This is a genomic window from Amycolatopsis sp. MJM2582 (genome assembly GCF_000754115.1).
Lineage (GTDB): Bacteria > Actinomycetota > Actinomycetes > Mycobacteriales > Pseudonocardiaceae > Amycolatopsis > Amycolatopsis japonica.
Window position 1 is genome coordinate 80,955 of sequence record NZ_JPLW01000010.1, and the last position, 14,759, is coordinate 95,713.

16 protein-coding genes are annotated in these 14,759 nt (G+C 69.3%); 8 read left to right on the forward strand and 8 right to left on the reverse strand.

All coding sequences use genetic code 11. From position 1 onward, the window contains the following. Positions 1-84 precede the first annotated feature (84 nt). Positions 85-771, reverse strand: a complete 687-nt coding sequence (pdxH, locus tag ED92_RS40125; protein ID WP_037348006.1) for a pyridoxamine 5'-phosphate oxidase — start codon at positions 769-771, stop codon at positions 85-87. 471 nt (positions 772-1,242) lie between these two features. Then, positions 1,243-1,614, reverse strand: a complete 372-nt coding sequence (locus ED92_RS40130; protein ID WP_037348007.1) for a hypothetical protein — start codon at positions 1,612-1,614, stop codon at positions 1,243-1,245. Positions 1,615-1,968: 354 nt separating this feature from the next. Here ED92_RS40130 and ED92_RS40135 point away from each other — a divergent pair, with 354 nt between their 5' ends. Genes ED92_RS40135 through ED92_RS40165 form a run of 7 tightly spaced genes read left to right on the forward strand, consistent with a single transcriptional unit; the run spans position 1,969 to position 8,729 of the window. Next, positions 1,969-2,973, forward strand: coding sequence for an ABC transporter substrate-binding protein (locus tag ED92_RS40135; protein ID WP_037348008.1), 1,005 nt, complete (start codon positions 1,969-1,971; stop codon positions 2,971-2,973). Further along, positions 2,970-3,923: an ABC transporter permease gene (locus ED92_RS40140; protein ID WP_037348009.1), complete on the forward strand. Its 954-nt coding sequence runs from the start codon at positions 2,970-2,972 to the stop codon at positions 3,921-3,923. The genes ED92_RS40135 and ED92_RS40140 overlap by 4 nt, the downstream gene beginning before the upstream one ends. Beyond that, the gene (locus ED92_RS40145) at positions 3,920-4,708 is read left to right on the forward strand and encodes an ABC transporter ATP-binding protein (protein ID WP_037348100.1); all 789 of its coding nucleotides are present in this window, start codon (positions 3,920-3,922) and stop codon (positions 4,706-4,708) included. The genes ED92_RS40140 and ED92_RS40145 overlap by 4 nt, the downstream gene beginning before the upstream one ends. 2 nt (positions 4,709-4,710) lie before the next feature. Beyond that, the gene (locus ED92_RS40150; protein ID WP_037348010.1) at positions 4,711-7,335 is read left to right on the forward strand and encodes a nitrate- and nitrite sensing domain-containing protein; all 2,625 of its coding nucleotides are present in this window, start codon (positions 4,711-4,713) and stop codon (positions 7,333-7,335) included. Continuing rightward, positions 7,332-7,757: a roadblock/LC7 domain-containing protein gene (locus ED92_RS40155; protein WP_005156032.1), complete on the forward strand. Its 426-nt coding sequence runs from the start codon at positions 7,332-7,334 to the stop codon at positions 7,755-7,757. The genes ED92_RS40150 and ED92_RS40155 overlap by 4 nt, the downstream gene beginning before the upstream one ends. A gap of 20 nt (positions 7,758-7,777) precedes the next feature. Then, positions 7,778-8,158 carry a DUF742 domain-containing protein gene (locus tag ED92_RS40160; RefSeq protein WP_034308529.1) on the forward strand — a complete coding sequence of 127 codons (381 nt, stop codon included), beginning with the start codon at positions 7,778-7,780 and terminating at the stop codon, positions 8,156-8,158. After that, complete coding sequence (locus ED92_RS40165; protein WP_037348013.1) at positions 8,136-8,729, forward strand: ATP/GTP-binding protein; 594 nt, start codon at positions 8,136-8,138, stop codon at positions 8,727-8,729. The genes ED92_RS40160 and ED92_RS40165 overlap by 23 nt, the downstream gene beginning before the upstream one ends. Before the next feature lie 72 nt (positions 8,730-8,801). Here the strand turns inward: ED92_RS40165 and ED92_RS40170 are convergent, their stop codons facing one another. Further along, positions 8,802-9,422 (reverse strand): TetR/AcrR family transcriptional regulator, encoded by a 621-nt coding sequence (locus ED92_RS40170; RefSeq protein WP_037348014.1) that lies wholly within the window; start codon positions 9,420-9,422, stop codon positions 8,802-8,804. 91 nt (positions 9,423-9,513) lie between these two features. Here ED92_RS40170 and ED92_RS40175 point away from each other — a divergent pair, with 91 nt between their 5' ends. Next, complete coding sequence (locus ED92_RS40175) at positions 9,514-10,605, forward strand: lipase family protein (RefSeq protein WP_037348016.1); 1,092 nt, start codon at positions 9,514-9,516, stop codon at positions 10,603-10,605. Positions 10,606-10,662: 57 nt separating this feature from the next. Here ED92_RS40175 and ED92_RS40180 read toward each other — a convergent pair whose 3' ends face one another. Genes ED92_RS40180 through ED92_RS40200 form a run of 5 tightly spaced genes read right to left on the reverse strand, consistent with a single transcriptional unit; the run spans position 10,663 to position 14,749 of the window. Further along, positions 10,663-11,367, reverse strand: a complete 705-nt coding sequence (locus ED92_RS40180; RefSeq protein ID WP_037348017.1) for an urease accessory protein UreD — start codon at positions 11,365-11,367, stop codon at positions 10,663-10,665. Next, positions 11,364-12,071, reverse strand: a complete 708-nt coding sequence (gene ureG, locus ED92_RS40185) for an urease accessory protein UreG (RefSeq protein ID WP_037348019.1) — start codon at positions 12,069-12,071, stop codon at positions 11,364-11,366. The genes ED92_RS40180 and ureG overlap by 4 nt, the downstream gene beginning before the upstream one ends. Further along, entirely contained in the window at positions 12,061-12,735 is a 675-nt protein-coding gene (locus ED92_RS40190) for an urease accessory protein UreF (RefSeq protein ID WP_037348021.1), read from the reverse strand. Before ED92_RS40190 ends, ureG begins: the two co-directional genes overlap by 11 nt. Continuing rightward, complete coding sequence (locus ED92_RS40195; protein WP_037348022.1) at positions 12,735-14,456, reverse strand: urease subunit alpha; 1,722 nt, start codon at positions 14,454-14,456, stop codon at positions 12,735-12,737. The genes ED92_RS40190 and ED92_RS40195 overlap by 1 nt, the downstream gene beginning before the upstream one ends. Beyond that, positions 14,456-14,749, reverse strand: coding sequence for an urease subunit beta (locus tag ED92_RS40200; protein ID WP_037348024.1), 294 nt, complete (start codon positions 14,747-14,749; stop codon positions 14,456-14,458). Before ED92_RS40200 ends, ED92_RS40195 begins: the two co-directional genes overlap by 1 nt. Positions 14,750-14,759: the final 10 nt, after the last annotated feature.

The following is a 14,759-nucleotide window of genomic DNA, read 5'->3' on the forward strand; positions in this document are numbered from 1 at the left end:
ATGAAGGGGCGCCTCTCCGCTCAACGTGACGTTGAAGCGGAACGACGCCCCTTCGGCGCGTTTGCGGAAGCGCGCTGGCAAAAATTACGGCGCGACGCGCTCGATCTGCCAGCCGTCGTCGGTCCGCACGTAGCGGAGCCTGTCGTGCATGCGGTCCTCGCGGCCCTGCCAGAACTCGACGACGTCAGGCCGGATGCGCCACCCGCCCCAGTGCGGCGGGAACGGGATGTTCTCGACGTCGGCGAAGCGGCGCTCGATGCCGTGCAGCGCGGTCTCGAGGGCGCGGCGGCCGTCGACGACGCGGGATTGCGGCGAGGCCCAGGCCCCGAGCTGCGAGCCCCGCGGGCGGGACGCCCAGTACTCGGCGGTCTCGGCGACGTTGACCTTCTCCACCTCGCCGCGCACGTGGACCTGCCGCTGCAGGGGGTACCACGGGAAGGTGACCGACGCGTAGCGCGTCGCGGTGAGGTCGTGGCTCTTGGTGGAGGTGTAGTTCGTGTAGAACACGACCCCACGCTCGTCGAGGCCCTTGCACAGGACGGTCCGGGAGGACGGCCTGCCCTCCGGGTCCGCTGTGGCGAGCACCATCGCGTTCGGTTCGGCGATCCCGGCGGAGACGGCCTGGTTCAGCCAGTCCTGCAGCTGATCGGTCCAGGTCTCCGCCAGCGCGGATTCGTCGAAGGCCGCGCCTTCGTAGGCCACCCGCATCCCGGGCAGGCGCACGACGGCGTCGCCGTTCCCGGCAGCGCCTTCCTTGATCTCCGGCATCATCCGCCAAACCTCCGTACCCGGTCGGGGCATCTGTGACTTCGGCTTTGCCGCCGACGGTATTGCCTCCGACGCGGCGGCGAAACCCACTGAACGGTGACACCCGCCACCCCTGCTGGATCATCTGTGTGTAGCCGCCGGACCGCAAGCCGTCACCTCCCCGTTACCTGGGCGGACCTGATCGATCAAGGTCGAACGTCGGTCCCGCGAAATCGCGTCCGTCTCCGCAAACGGCGGAAATGCCCTGGACAGACCGGGTCCGCGCGGATCGGCGCGGAATTCTTTCCACTTTTGTTTCACCGGTATTTCGGCACTCCGCGAACAATTCTTCCGGATTTCACGAAGGCGCCCGCGTCGCCCGGAGTCAATTCTGTCGATTGACAGAAATTACCGCCCGGAACATCTCCCCCGGATGTGTCAGCGAAGGCCGGCTCCGGGACGGCAATTCGCGTCCCGAAACCGGCCTCGCTTCTGTCAGTTCGTGACAGTGAACTCCGCGCGGACGATCCAGCCCCAGCAGTCGTAAGCCGCCGTGTAGCGCCCCGGCACCGTCCCCACCGGACCGTCGCCGCGCAACGCGACACCGATGCCGCCGGTGCCGCCGTCGCCCACCACCCGCAACGGGATCGGGGCGGCGAGACCGTCCGCGACGAGGGACGTCGCGAGCTCGCCCGCACCGGACGGGCGCAGGCAGTAGATATCCGCGGTAACCGTCCCACCTGCGGCAACGGCGCTCGGGCTGATGACCAGACTGGACGGTCTGGTCGCGTTCGCCGGTCCCGCGCCGATCAAAGTGGACAAGATCGCCGCCCCCGCGACACCCAACGCGGCCCAACGAATTTTCATCCTCTGCTCCCTCCCGAAGGGCGGGCGGAGATTCACCCGCCACCCGATGCACGTACGACGTCCGGGGCTGGGTTGTCCATCCACCGAGACTCCGCCCATTGGGGCGAACGGCCGGATTTAGCAGAATGTGACAGCGAATCGTGCAAGAGCCGACGATCACACTAGGTAGACCTTGCGCCACTCGATAGGATCGCCGCCGAGAGCAACGGGGTGATCACCTCTATCCGGATATACCCAGGGTTCAGAGGTTAGGACGGGACGGCCGGGTGTGCGGCCGCACCGGTCGATCAGTCCTGCGCTCGAACAGCCGGAACTTTCCACGCCCGAGTTACTCCCCTTCCCCAGGAGTGCGTTGTGATTTCCCGTTCCCGCCGTCTGATGACGGCGTTGTTGTGCGCCCTTTCGCTGGCGGGCGTGACCGCCCTTTCGGCTTGTTCCGACAGCACGGCCGCCTCCGGCACCAAGGTCACGATCGGTTACAGCGCCTGGCCGGGGTGGTTCCCGTGGGCGGTCGCTCAGGAGAAGGGCCTCTTCGAGAAGAACGGCGTGAACGTCGACCTGAAGTGGTTCGACAGCTACACCGAGAGCATCAACGCCCTCTCCTCGGGCGCGATCGACGCCAACAGCCAGACCCTGAACGACACCCTCGCCTCGGTCAGCGGTGGCGCGAAGCTGTCGGTGGTGCTGGTCAACGACAACTCGACCGGCAACGACAAGATCATCGCCCGCCAGGGCATCACCGGCGTCGCCGACCTCAAGGGCAAGAAGATCGCCGTCGAGCAGGGCACCGTCGACCACTACCTGCTGCTGCTCGCGCTGCAGGAGGCCAAGCTGACCGAGAAGGACGTCGAAATCGTCCCGCTGCTGACCGACGCCGCCGCGGCCGCGTTCGTCGGCGAGCAGGTCGACGCCGTCGCCGCCTTCGCCCCCTTCACCTCGAAGGCGCTCGAACGGCCCGGCAGCCGCGCGATCGCGACGTCGGCCGAGTTCCCCGGCGCCATCCCGGACCACCTGGTCGTCTCCGAGCAGATGTCGAAGGAGCGCAAGAAGGAGGTCCAGGCGCTGGTGAACACCTGGTTCGAGACGATCGACTGGATCAAGCAGAACCGCGAAGAGGCCGTGAAGATCATGGCGAAACGCGGCGCGGTGTCGATCGACGAGTACAAGTCCTACGACGCGGGCACCACGATCTTCACCAAACAGCAGAACCTCGACGCGTTCACCCCCGGCGTCACCCCGGCCCACCTGAACTTCCAGGCGGGCAAGATCGCCGACTTCATCGTCTCCAACGGGCTCGCCCAGAGCCGCCCGAACTTCGACGGGCTGTTCGACGACCAGTACGTCAAGGCGGTGAAGTGAGCGCCACCGACGCGACGGGCCGCGCCGCTCAGCGGACGGACGCCGCTGACGAGGCCGAAGCGCGCCGTATCGAAGACGAGCAGCGGCTCGCCGAGGCGCAGGAAGAGCGGCGCGGCGCGCGACCGGACTGGTCGCCGCTGCCCCGCCGGGCGGGCCTCAAGCCGAACGCCTCCCCGCTGCTCTCACTCCGGACGCCGATCCCCGCCCGGTGGCGATGGACGCTGGCGGCGGCCTCGTTCGTCATCCCGTTGCTCATCTGGGTGACGCTGAACGCGCTGGGCACGATCAAGCCGATGTTCCTGCCGACGCCGGTCGCGGTGTTCGACGCGCTGGTGAAGATGATCGAGTCGGGTGAGCTGTTCAGCGACCTCTGGGCCACCACCCAGCGCGTGCTGCTCGGCTTCGGGCTCGCGATCCTCGTGTCGGTCCCGCTCGGCATCGTGATGGGGACGTTCGACGCGGGGCTGGCGCTGTTCGAGCCGGTCATCGCGATGCTGCGTTATCTGCCGGCGAGCGCGTTCATCCCGCTGCTGATGATCTGGCTCGGCCTCGGCGAACCGTCGAAGGTCGCGGTCCTGTTCCTCGGCACGGTCTTCTTCAACACGCTGATGATCGCCGACGCCGTCCGCGGGGTGCCGCGATCCCTGATCGACGTGTCCTACACGCTCGGCGCGCGGCGCGGCGAAGTGCTGCGGAAGGTGATCGTCCCGCACGCGCTGCCCGGGATGATCGACGCGACCCGCGTCAACGCGGCGGCCGCGTGGAACTTCGTGGTGGTCGCCGAACTGATCAACGCCACCGCCGGGCTCGGCCTGCGGATCATGCGGGCGCAGCGGTTCACCCAGACCGACCGGATCTTCGCGCTGCTGATCGTGATCGGCCTGCTCGGACTGGTGATCGACATCGCGCTGCGGCTCCTGCGGGCCAGGGTCGGGAAGTGGGCGGCATGACCCTTCAGCTGAAAGCGGTCGCCAAGGACTACACGGTCCGCGGCGAGACCACCCGCGCGCTCGACGGGATCGACCTCGACATCGCGCGCGGCGATTTCGTCTGCGTCGTCGGCGCGAGCGGATCCGGCAAGTCGACCCTGCTGTCGCTGATCGCCGGGCTGACCGAACCGACCGAGGGTCTGATCACCCTCGACGGCGACGCCGTGACCGGGCCGGGCCCGGAGCGCGGGCTGGTGTTCCAGCACGGCGCGCTGTACCCGTGGCGCACGGTGGAGAGCAATGTCGCATTCGGACTCGAACTGCTGAGCCTCGACAAGGCCGAGCGGGCGCGCCGGATCGACTGGTATCTCGACGAGACCGGGCTCGGCCACCTGCGGAAGTCGTTGCCCAAACAGCTTTCCGGCGGGCAGAAGCAGCGGGTCGCGATCGCGCGGGCGCTGGTGTGCGAGCCCGACGTGCTGCTGCTGGACGAACCTTTCGGCGCGCTGGACGTCCAGACCAAAGAGGACATGCAGGTCCTGATCCGCCGGATCTGGACGGACACGCACACCACCGTGCTGATGGTGACCCACGACGTCGAGGAGGCCGTGTTCCTCGGCGGGCGCGTCGTGGTGCTGGCCTCGGACCCGGGCCGGGTGGCCGCGGACATCACGGTCGACCTGCCCGCCGAACGCGACCTCGCGGTCAAACGCGCGCCCGGGTTCGTCTCGTTGCGCGCGTCCATCGAAGACCTCGTCCGGGAGCAGCACCGCGGACACCTCGGGCGGAGCCGGGGAGAAAGGTGACCATGAGGCACGGGAAGTCCCGGCCGGAACGCACGGCACGGTCCGGGTTGCTCGGCAGACTCGGCATCCGGGGCAAGCTCAACCTGCTCCTGATGCTGCCGCTGACCGCCGTGGTCCTGGTGTCGGTGCCTTACGTCGCCGGGGAAGTCGACGACGCCCGGTCCGCCCGCACCACCGCCGACGTCGCGTCGCAGGCCCGCGCGCTCGGCACGCTCGCCTGGGAACTGCAGCGCGAGCGCCTGCTGACGGCGCACTACATCGCGTCCACGTCGGCGAGCAGTTCGGCGATGCTGAAGCAGCAGGGCGTGGTCGCGGAAACGGTGAACCAGGTGCGGTCGGGGCTGAGCGCCGACGCGCCGGAAGAACTCGCGGCGGCGCTGGTGCGCATCGGGTCGCTGAACGAGATCCGGGAGAACGCGCTCCGGCGCGGTGCCTCACTCGACAGCGTGGCGCGGACGTATCACGCGGTGATCGACGCGGTCATCAACGCGCTCCGCCTCGTCCCGCAGCAGACCAGTGACGCGGCGGGCACCCAGCAGCTGACGGCGCTCGACGCGCTGCTGCGCGCGAACGAGGAGAACTCGTTGCGCGGCATGGCGTTGATCATCGTGCTGGTCACCCCCGAATCGGGCGCCCCGGTGCTGGCCGACGCGAAGCAGCAGTCGTCGCTGTTCCTCGAACGGTTCGTGCAGCAGGCCGACGTCACCCAGGCCACGCAGGTCGTCGCGGTCGAGCAGGGTGAGACGGGCCGCCGGGTCGACGCGCTGGAAGCCAGGCTCTCCGACGCCAAGGGCCCGCAGGCCGTGCAGAATCTGCTGCCCGACATCCTCGGCGCCGTCGACGCCCAGTCGAACCAGCGGCGGATCACCCAGGACGCGGTCACCACCGGCATCACCGACGCGGCGACCGCGCGAGCGGACGCGGCGCAGAACCTGGCGTGGACGATCGGTGTCGGCGCCGGTGTGCTGTTCCTGCTGGTCGGCGGGCTCGCGATCGCGGTCAGCCGGTCGATCGCGGATCCGCTGCGGAAGCTGACCACGGCGGCGACGTCGGTCGCGGACCTCGCGAGCACCGAACTCGTCCGCGTCACCGACACCGAGCAGGCCGAAGAGCTCGCGCCGCGGCTGGCCACCATCGACGTGTCCTCGCAGGACGAACTCGGCAAGCTGGCCGAAGCGTTCAACCGGGTGCAGGCCACCGCGGCCGAACTGGTGGAACGGCAGGCCGTCACGCGGCGCAACGTCGGCCTCATGTTCGCCAACGTCGCGAAGCGCACGCAGAACCTGGTGGGCAGGCAGCTGGCGCTGGTCGACGAACTGGAGCGCAACGAGCAGGACGTCGCCCTGCTGGCGAGCCTCTACCGGCTCGACCATCTCTCCACCCGTCTGCGCCGGAACGCGGACAATCTGCTCGTCGTCTCGGGAAACCGGGACGAGGCGAGGATTTCCGGCCCGATCGAACTCTCGACGGCGTTGCGTTCGGCGCTCGCGGAGATCGAGGACTACCAGCGCGTGCGGCTCGGCTCGATGGGCGACGTCCTGCTGTCGTCGCCGTTCGGCTCCGATCTGGTGCTGATCTTCGCCGAGCTGCTGGAGAACGCGACGTCGTTCTCCCCGCCGGAGTCCTTTGTGGACGTCGGCACGAAGATCCTGCCCGACGGCTCCTGCCTGATCGTGATCGTGGACCAGGGCATCGGCATGACCGCGGAACGGCTCGCCGAGGAGAACCGGCGGCTGGTCGAACGCGAACGGCTCGAACTGGCGCCGACCAGTGTGCTCGGGCTGTTCGTGGTCGGACGGCTCGCGCGGCGGCACGGGCTCAAGGTCGAACTGACCGAGACCGAGCCGGGAGCGGGCATCACCGCACGGCTCACCGTCCCGCCGAATCTGCTGACCTACCGGCCGCCCGCGCCGAAATCCGTCCCGGCGCCGCCGGTGTGGCCGACGGCGGAACCGGGTGACGAGCCCGCACCGCCGTCGCTGCCCGAGCCGCGGCAGAAGACCGCTCCGAGCGAACCGCCGACGCTGGCGATCGCCGGGATGATCCCGCGCGACGGCAGGCAGCCCAAGGACTTCCGGTGGTTCCGCAAGACCGACGGAGAGATCTTGGAACCACCGCCCCTGCCTACGCCGGTGCCCGAGCCCGTGTACCAGGCCCCCGCGCCGACGCTCACCGCCGCCGACTCCGGAGAGACCCGCGGCGGGCTGCGGCGGCGGGTCAAGGGCGCGCAGCTTCCCGGTGCCCCCGAAGCGCCGGCGCGGCAGAAGTCCAGGCATGATCCAGAAGCCGCCAAAGCGGCCTTCGACGGGTTCGAGGCCGGACTCGCGAAGGCCACCGCACCACCAGCACCACCGGCCGCCGCCCCGGCGCCGATGCCGACCCCGACACCGGTGCCCGCCGCCTCCCGCGGTGGTCTCACCCGGCGGGTCCCCGGCGCGCAACTGGCGCCGGGACTGGCGAAAGGTCCGGCCGCGCGACACCAGACCGCGCGGGCGGCGCTGAACACCACCAAGCCCAAGGGCATGCGTGACCCCGAGGCCGAGCGTGCCGCGTTCGACGCCTTCAGTGACGGGTTGGAGAAAGCCGTCAACCCGGAGATGCAACAGAGAGAGAAGAGCAAGAGATGACGACCGGAGTCAGCGTCGAAGCCCGGAACTTCAACTGGTTGGTGACGCGCTTCGCGCAGAACACGGCGAGCGCGATGGGCGCGATCGCCGTCTCGGCCGACGGCCTGCTGATCGCGATGTCGTCCGAGCTGGAACGCGCCAACGCCGACCGGCTGGCCGCGATCTGCTCGGCGATGCTCGGCCTCGCGCACGGTGTCTCCGAGAGCCACCCGCTCGGTTCGCCCGACAAGATCATCATCGAGCTGGAGCAGGGCTACCTGCTGGTCTGCACGATCAGCATCGGCTGTTCGCTCGGCGTGCTCGCCACCAAGCAGGCCAGTCTCGGCACGATCGCCTACGAGATGGCGATGTTCGCCAACCGCGCCACCGAGGTGCTCACCCCCGCGCTGATCGAGGAACTCAAGAAGAGCGTCGGCAGCTGAACTGACGAGGGGACAAGGGAATGAGCGACGATCAGGTACCCCAGCCGCGAGGCGCCGAACAGGGCATCTCGCCGCTACGCCCGTATCTGCTCACCGCCGGCCGCGCGCAGCCGGTGGACGGCACGCTCGAAATCGAGGCTCAGGTGCTCACGAGCAGGCTCGGCGCGGCGTCGCACGCGAGGCTGACCTTCGAACGACGGGAGATCGTTTCCCTTTGCCGGGAAACGAAATCCGTCGCCGAAGTGGCGGCGATGCTCGGCCTGCACATCGGCGTGGCCAGGGTGCTCGTGGCGGATCTCGCCGCACTCGGCTACGTCGTGCTCCGTCGCCCGGCGGGAGCCTTCACCCAGGACCTCGGCATGATCGAAAGGGTCATTCGTGGACTCGAAGCAATTCGCTGAACCGGTGCCGGCCAAACCGCCGACACCGGTCAAGATCGTCATCGCCGGTGGGTTCGGGGTCGGCAAGACGACCACCGTCGGCGCGATCTCCGAGATCAAACCGCTGACCACCGAGGCGGCCATGACCTCGGCGGGCGCGGCCGTCGACGGCTCCGGCGGGGAGGTGCCGTCGAAGACCACCACCACGGTGGCGCTGGACTTCGGCTGCATCACCATCGACGAAGAGGTGAAGCTGTACCTCTTCGGCACGCCGGGGCAGGACCGGTTCGGGTTCATGTGGCACGACCTCGTGCTGGGCGCCCTCGGCGCGCTCGTCATCGTCGACACCCGGCGGCTCGACGACTGCTACCCGGCCGTCGACTACTTCGAGAAGGCCGGGTTGCCGTTCGTGGTCGGGGTGAACGTCTTCGACGGCTCGCTCAAACACGACCTCGAAGACGTGCGGTGGGCGCTCGCGGTGAGCGAGGACGTCCCGCTGATCACCTTCGACGCGCGGCAACGCCTTTCGGTGCGGGACGCGCTGTTGGCCGTTCTGCACAACACCTTCCGGCGCGCCTCCGCCGCCTCCTGACGCGTTTCGTCCTCTGAATGCGGTACTTGCGTGTGCAAGGATCGCATTCAGAGGACGAAACGCCGGGGGTGGTCAGACGGGCCGGGTGATCGCGGCCAGCATCAGGGCCCGGAGTTCGGCGGCGACGTCGGCGACCGGCAGCGGCGGGGTGTGCGCCTGCCACTCGCGCAGCAGACCGGTCGCCGCGCCGACGAGCGCGATCGCCGTCAGGTGGTAGTCGCGATCGGGCGCCACGCCGTGGGCAGCGGCGTGCCGGGCCTCGGTCTCGATGAACGCGGCCCACCGGTCGACCCATTCCTGGTGCTGTGCCTCCAAAGCGGCGCTGACCCCGACGGCCTCGACGTAGTTCAGCCGCGGCATCCGGGGATCCGAGGTGACCGTGCTGACGAAGACGTCCAGCAGCGTCCCGATCCGGGTGACCGCGTCGGCGTCCTCCAGCCGTTCCAGGGTGCCGGTGACCTGCTCCAGCGCGAGCGCGTTGATCCGCTCGTGCAGGGTGAGCAGCACCTTCTCCTTGCTCTCGAACTCCTCGTAGAAGTTCCGCGTGGAGACACCCGCACGGGTGCACAACTCGGTGATCTTCGCCTGCTGGTAGCCCGTCGAGGTGAACAGGTCCAGGGCCGCCAGGAGCAGGCGTTCACGCCGTTCGGCGCGCCGTTGCTCGGGCGCGACCCCGCCATAGGTGCGGGCCACTCGTCCTCCCCCGATTCGGTAACAGGGATTGCCAGATGCTAGCAACAGCGCCTACATTGCGAAAATCTCGATTACCAAACTGGAGGCAACGGTGCTTCGGACAGTTCTGGTCTCGGCCCTCGCAGCCACCCTGATCGGCGCGCCCGCCGCGCAAGCCGCGCCGAGCGCGCCCGGGGACCTGGTCGACTACAAACCGGTCGTCGCCACCGCCCCGGCGAAGGCCTGGAAACTCCACTACCGCTCCACGTCGGCGACAGGGCAGCCGAACACGGTGTCGGGCATCCTGCTGGTCCCGCACACGCCGTGGACGAAAGGCGCGCGGCCGCTGGTCAGCTACGCCGTCGGCACCCACGGCCTCGGCGACCGCTGCGCACCGTCGACCCGGCTGACGAACGGGTCCGAGAACGAAGTCCTCCTGATGAGCCAAGCACTTTCGCGCGGCTGGGCGGTCGTCGTGACCGACTACGAAGGCCTCGGCACCCCTGGCACGCACACCTACGCCGTCGGCCAGTCCGAAGGCCGGGCCGTCCTCGACGCCGCCCGCGCCGCGTCGAACGTCCCCGAAGCGGGCCTGTCCAAGACCGGACCGGTCGGCGTTTTCGGTTACTCGCAAGGAGGGCAGGCCGCGGCGTTCGCCGGCGAACTGCAACCGTCCTACGCGCCCGACGTCAACCTGGTCGGCGTCGCGGAAGGCGGGGTCCCGGCGGATCTGAACGCGGTCCTGAAGTTCAACGACGGCGGCCCGGCCTTCGGGCTGGTGCTCGGCGCCGCCGTCGGTTACGCGACCGCGTATCCGGAACTGCCGTTCACCGACGTGCTCAACGCGAAGGGCGAGAAGGCCGTCGCGAAGGTCAAGGAAGCGTGCACCGTCGAACTCGGCGCGGCGGCGCCTTTCGCCCGGCTGAACGATTTCACGACCATTCCGAACGTTTCGTCGGACCCGCGCTGGCAGGCCCGGCTCGGCGAGAACCTCGCGGGCAAGACCAAACCGGGCGCGCCGGTCTTCCTGTACCACGCGTCGCTGGACGAACTGATCCCGCTCGCGGTCGGCAAGGGCCTGCGCGACCGCTACCGCGCCCTCGGCGCCGACGTCACCTGGCAGGAATTCCCACTGCTGGAACACATCGGTGGCGTCTCGGCGGGCGGACCGATCGCGATGACCTGGCTGGGCACGAAGTTCTGACGGGGAGTCGGTCCGTGAAGGCCTCCTTCACTACCCTCAGGGTAGGCAAGGGGGCCTTCACGGATTTTCGAACACCCGGAGCGCGGTCACGGCGTCCGGCGCCAAGGAAGTCGTGAGCGTCCCACCGGCGGCGAGCGACGTACGCGACCACCACTCGCCGGATGCCTCGGGCACCACGGGACCACCGACGACCAGATCGGTCGCCAGCACCCGCCGCCCGGCCAGATGCGCGAGACTGGCGTCCAAAGTGGAGTCACCGATCTCCAACGTCTGCCGCAAGACCGGTACGGCACCCCGAGTCACCTGCTGCGTCGTCACGAGGGAGCCAGGCCGTTCCCCCGCCCGGCCCAGGACCAGCACCTCTCGCGTGTGCAAAAAAGCACCAGACGCCAAAGCGGCCCGGAACACGGCGGTGTGCCGAGCGCGCGCGGTCACCACCGTCGGCTCCGGCAGGTACTCCAATGACCCACCATCATCCACGGCGATGTCCACAAGGGACGAACTACCTTCACCGTGCAACCCGGGCAGCGCGATCGTCGCCGCCACCCCGGAAAGCCGCAGCGAAGCACCGGCACCGACCCGGATGGTCAGCTTCAGCTCATCGCCGCCCAAAGGCGAGGTCGCCGAATTGACCAGGTGCACCACCGCCGTCGAACCCGCGCCTCGCTTGGGAAGGAGCGTGAGCGGCGCCATCGAGCGCAGCTCACGCAGTACGGTCCGGCCGCCCTCGAAACAGGCGGTCAGCCGCGCGTGCGCCTTCACCCCGCGCGGACCGGGAGCAGCGAGCGGACCCAGTCCGCGACGGCCGGCGCGTTCGGAGTGTCCACAAGGGACTGGGTGATCACCGGCAATTCGCCCCGCATCCGGTGCGCGTCCGAGGTCATCACGTCCATGTCCGCCCCGACCAGATGCGCGATGTCGATCTTGTTGATCACCAGCAGATCCGCCGTCGTCACGCCCGGCCCGCCCTTGCGCGGCACCTTGTCGCCACCGGCGACGTCGACCACGAACACCTGGCTGTCGGCGAGCCCCCGGCTGAACACCGCGGTGAGGTTGTCCCCGCCGCTTTCGATGATCACCAGATCCAGCCCGGGGAACCGCTCCTCCAGCCGTTCGACCGCGTCGAGGTTCGCGGTGATGTCGTCACGGATCGCGGTGTGCGGGCACGCGCCGGTCTGCACGGCCTCGATCCGCTCCGGGTCGAGCACCCCGGCCTTGCGCAGGAAGTCGGCGTCCTCGGTGGTGTAGATGTCGTTGGTGACGACGGCGAGGTTCACCTCGTCGCCCAGCGCCCGGCACAGCGCCGCGGTGAGCGCGGTCTTCCCGCTCCCCACCGGCCCGCCGATCCCGATCCGGTACGCGCGCCCGGCGGTCGGCGCCTGCTCGTAGTGGTCGGGTTCCGCGGCGGTCGGGTCGAAGTTGACCGGGTGCACATGTCCGTGACCGTGACCATGCTCAGCTGGCAAAGAGACGCACCTCTTCCTGGTGATGCCGGGCGTGTGCCTCGGCGAACAGATCGAGCGCCGGTGAACCCGGCGCCGGGAGATCGGCCGGATCGTCGCCCGCGACGTCGGCGGCCCGCCGGGAAACCTCCCGGACCTCATCCGCGAGGCGGGCCACGACGGCGTTGACGGCGAACGGGTCGAGACCGAGCAGCCGCACGGCCGCGCTCGCGGGACCGCTGATCGCGAGGTAGGCCACCGCCATCGCGGCGTCGAAAGGCACCCCGACCAGCGCGCCGACGATCACCGGATGATGTGGTCGCGGCGTTTCCTTCAGCAGCTGGGAAAGCACCGGCGACGGCCAGGCCGCCTTTCCCGCCCGCGCCGTTCCCCGCCCTTGCGCGCGAGACGCCTCCCGCTGCGCGAGCGAAGGCGTTCTGGCGTCGAGTTCGAAATCGAGCCGCCGCCAGTGTCCACTTCGGACTTCCCGCGCCGCCGCGTGCGCCGACGCCGCGGCGAACACCGCGGCCAGCGAACCGGCCGTGCGCAAGCGCCCGGAGAGGAAACCCGGCAGATCGCGCTCATGCGTGATCAGCTTCCGGGTGACGGCTTCTTCGAGTCCGCCGGAGTGGACGTGACCGCCCCCGGGGAACCTGGAATCGGCCAAGATGACCGCTGAAAGTTCCATCAGAACAGGAAATATCGTTGCGCCATGGGCAGTTCGGTCACCGGCCGCGGCTCGATCAACTCCCCGTCGACGTGCACGGCGAAACTGTCCGGCTCCACCCGGATGTCCGGCGTCGCGTCGTTGAGCACCATGTCGGCCTTGCCCCGGGATCGGGTGTTCGCGACCGGCACGAGCTTCCGCGCGATGCCGAACTGCTCCGCCACCCCGTTTTCCAGCGCTTCCGGGGCCACGAAATGGAAGCTGCTCGCGGCGGCGATCGCCGGTGCCGCGCCGAACATCGGCCGCGCGAGCACCGGCTGCGGCGTCGGGATGGAAGCGTTCGCGTCGCCCATCGCCGCCCACGCCGGGAATCCGCCCTTCAGCACCACATGCGGCCGCACTCCGAAGAACTTCGGCTCCCACAGCACGAGATCGGCGAGTTTCCCGATCTCCACCGAGCCGATCTCGCGCTCCATACCGTGCGCGATCGCGGGGTTGATCGTGTATTTGGCGACATAGCGACGGGCCCGCAGGTTGTCGGCCGCGCCGTCGCCAGGAAGCGCGCCACGCCGTCGTTTCATGACGTGCGCGGTCTGCCAGGTCCGGATGATCACCTCGCCGATGCGGCCCATCGCCTGCGAGTCCGAGCTCATCATCGAGATCGCGCCGAGGTCGTGCAGGACGTCCTCGGCGGCGATGGTCGTCGGCCGGATCCGGCTTTCGGCGAACGCCAGATCCTCGGGTACGGACGGGTTCAGGTGATGGCAGACGACGAGCATGTCGAGGTGTTCGTCGAGGGTGTTCGCGGTGTGCGGGCGCGTCGGGTTCGTCGACGACGGCAGGATGTTGGGCAGCCCGGCGACCTGGATGATGTCCGGCGCGTGCCCGCCGCCCGCGCCTTCGGTGTGGTACGCGTTGATCGACCGGCCGCCGATGGCGTCCACAGTGGACTCCAGGAAGCCCGCTTCGTTCAGCGTGTCGGTGTGGATCGCGACCTGGACACCGGATTCGCCCGCCACGGTCAGGCAGGCGTCGATCGCCGCCGGGGTGCTGCCCCAGTCCTCGTGCAGTTTGAACCCGCCCGCGCCGGCGGCGAGCTGTTCGCGCAGCGCCTCGTGCCGGACGGTGTTCCCCTTGCCCAGCAACAGGACGTTGACCGGCTGACCGTCCATCGCCCGCAGCATCCGGCCGAGGTTCCACGCGCCGGGCGTGACGGTGGTGGCCTTGCTTCCCTCGACCGGCCCGGTCCCGCCGCCGACGAGCGTGGTGAGCCCGGACGCCAGCGCGGTGTCGGTCAGCTGCGGGCAGATGAAGTGGACGTGGCAGTCGATGCCGCCCGCGGTGAGGATCTTCCCGTTGCCGGACAGCACCTCCGTGGACGGTCCGACGACCAGCGCGGGGTCGACGCCGTCCATCGTGTCCGGGTTGCCCGCCTTGCCGATGCCGACGATCCGGCCGTCGCGGACGCCGACATCGGCCTTGACGATCCCCCAGTGGTCCAGGATCACCGCGCCGGTGATGATCAGATCGGGCGCGCCTTCGGCCCGGGTCGCCATCCCCTGGCCCATGGATTCGCGGATCACCTTGCCGCCGCCGAACAGCACTTCGTCACCGCTGCCCGACGGCCCCATGCTGCGGTCTTCGGTGACTTCGATCAGCAGATCGGTGTCGGCGAGGCGGATCCGGTCGCCGGTGGTCGGGCCGAACAGTTCGGCGTAGCGCTCGCGATCGATCGACGGCATCAGGTCGCCTTCCGCAGTCCGGGCACCGAGCGATTCCCGGCCAGCGGGACGAGGTCGACTTCGCGTTCGACCCCCGGCTCGAAACGCACCGACGTTCCCGCGGGCACGTCGAGCCGATGTCCACTGGCGGCTTCGCGATCGAATTCGAGCCCCGGATTGACCGCCGCGAAATGGTAGTGCGAACCGACCTGGACGGGCCGGTCGCCGAGGTTCCGCACGAGCAGCCGCACCCGCGGCCTGCCCGGGTTCAGCTCGACCGGCACGTCGCCGGTGATGATCTCTCCTGGTCGCACTCGCGGCCCT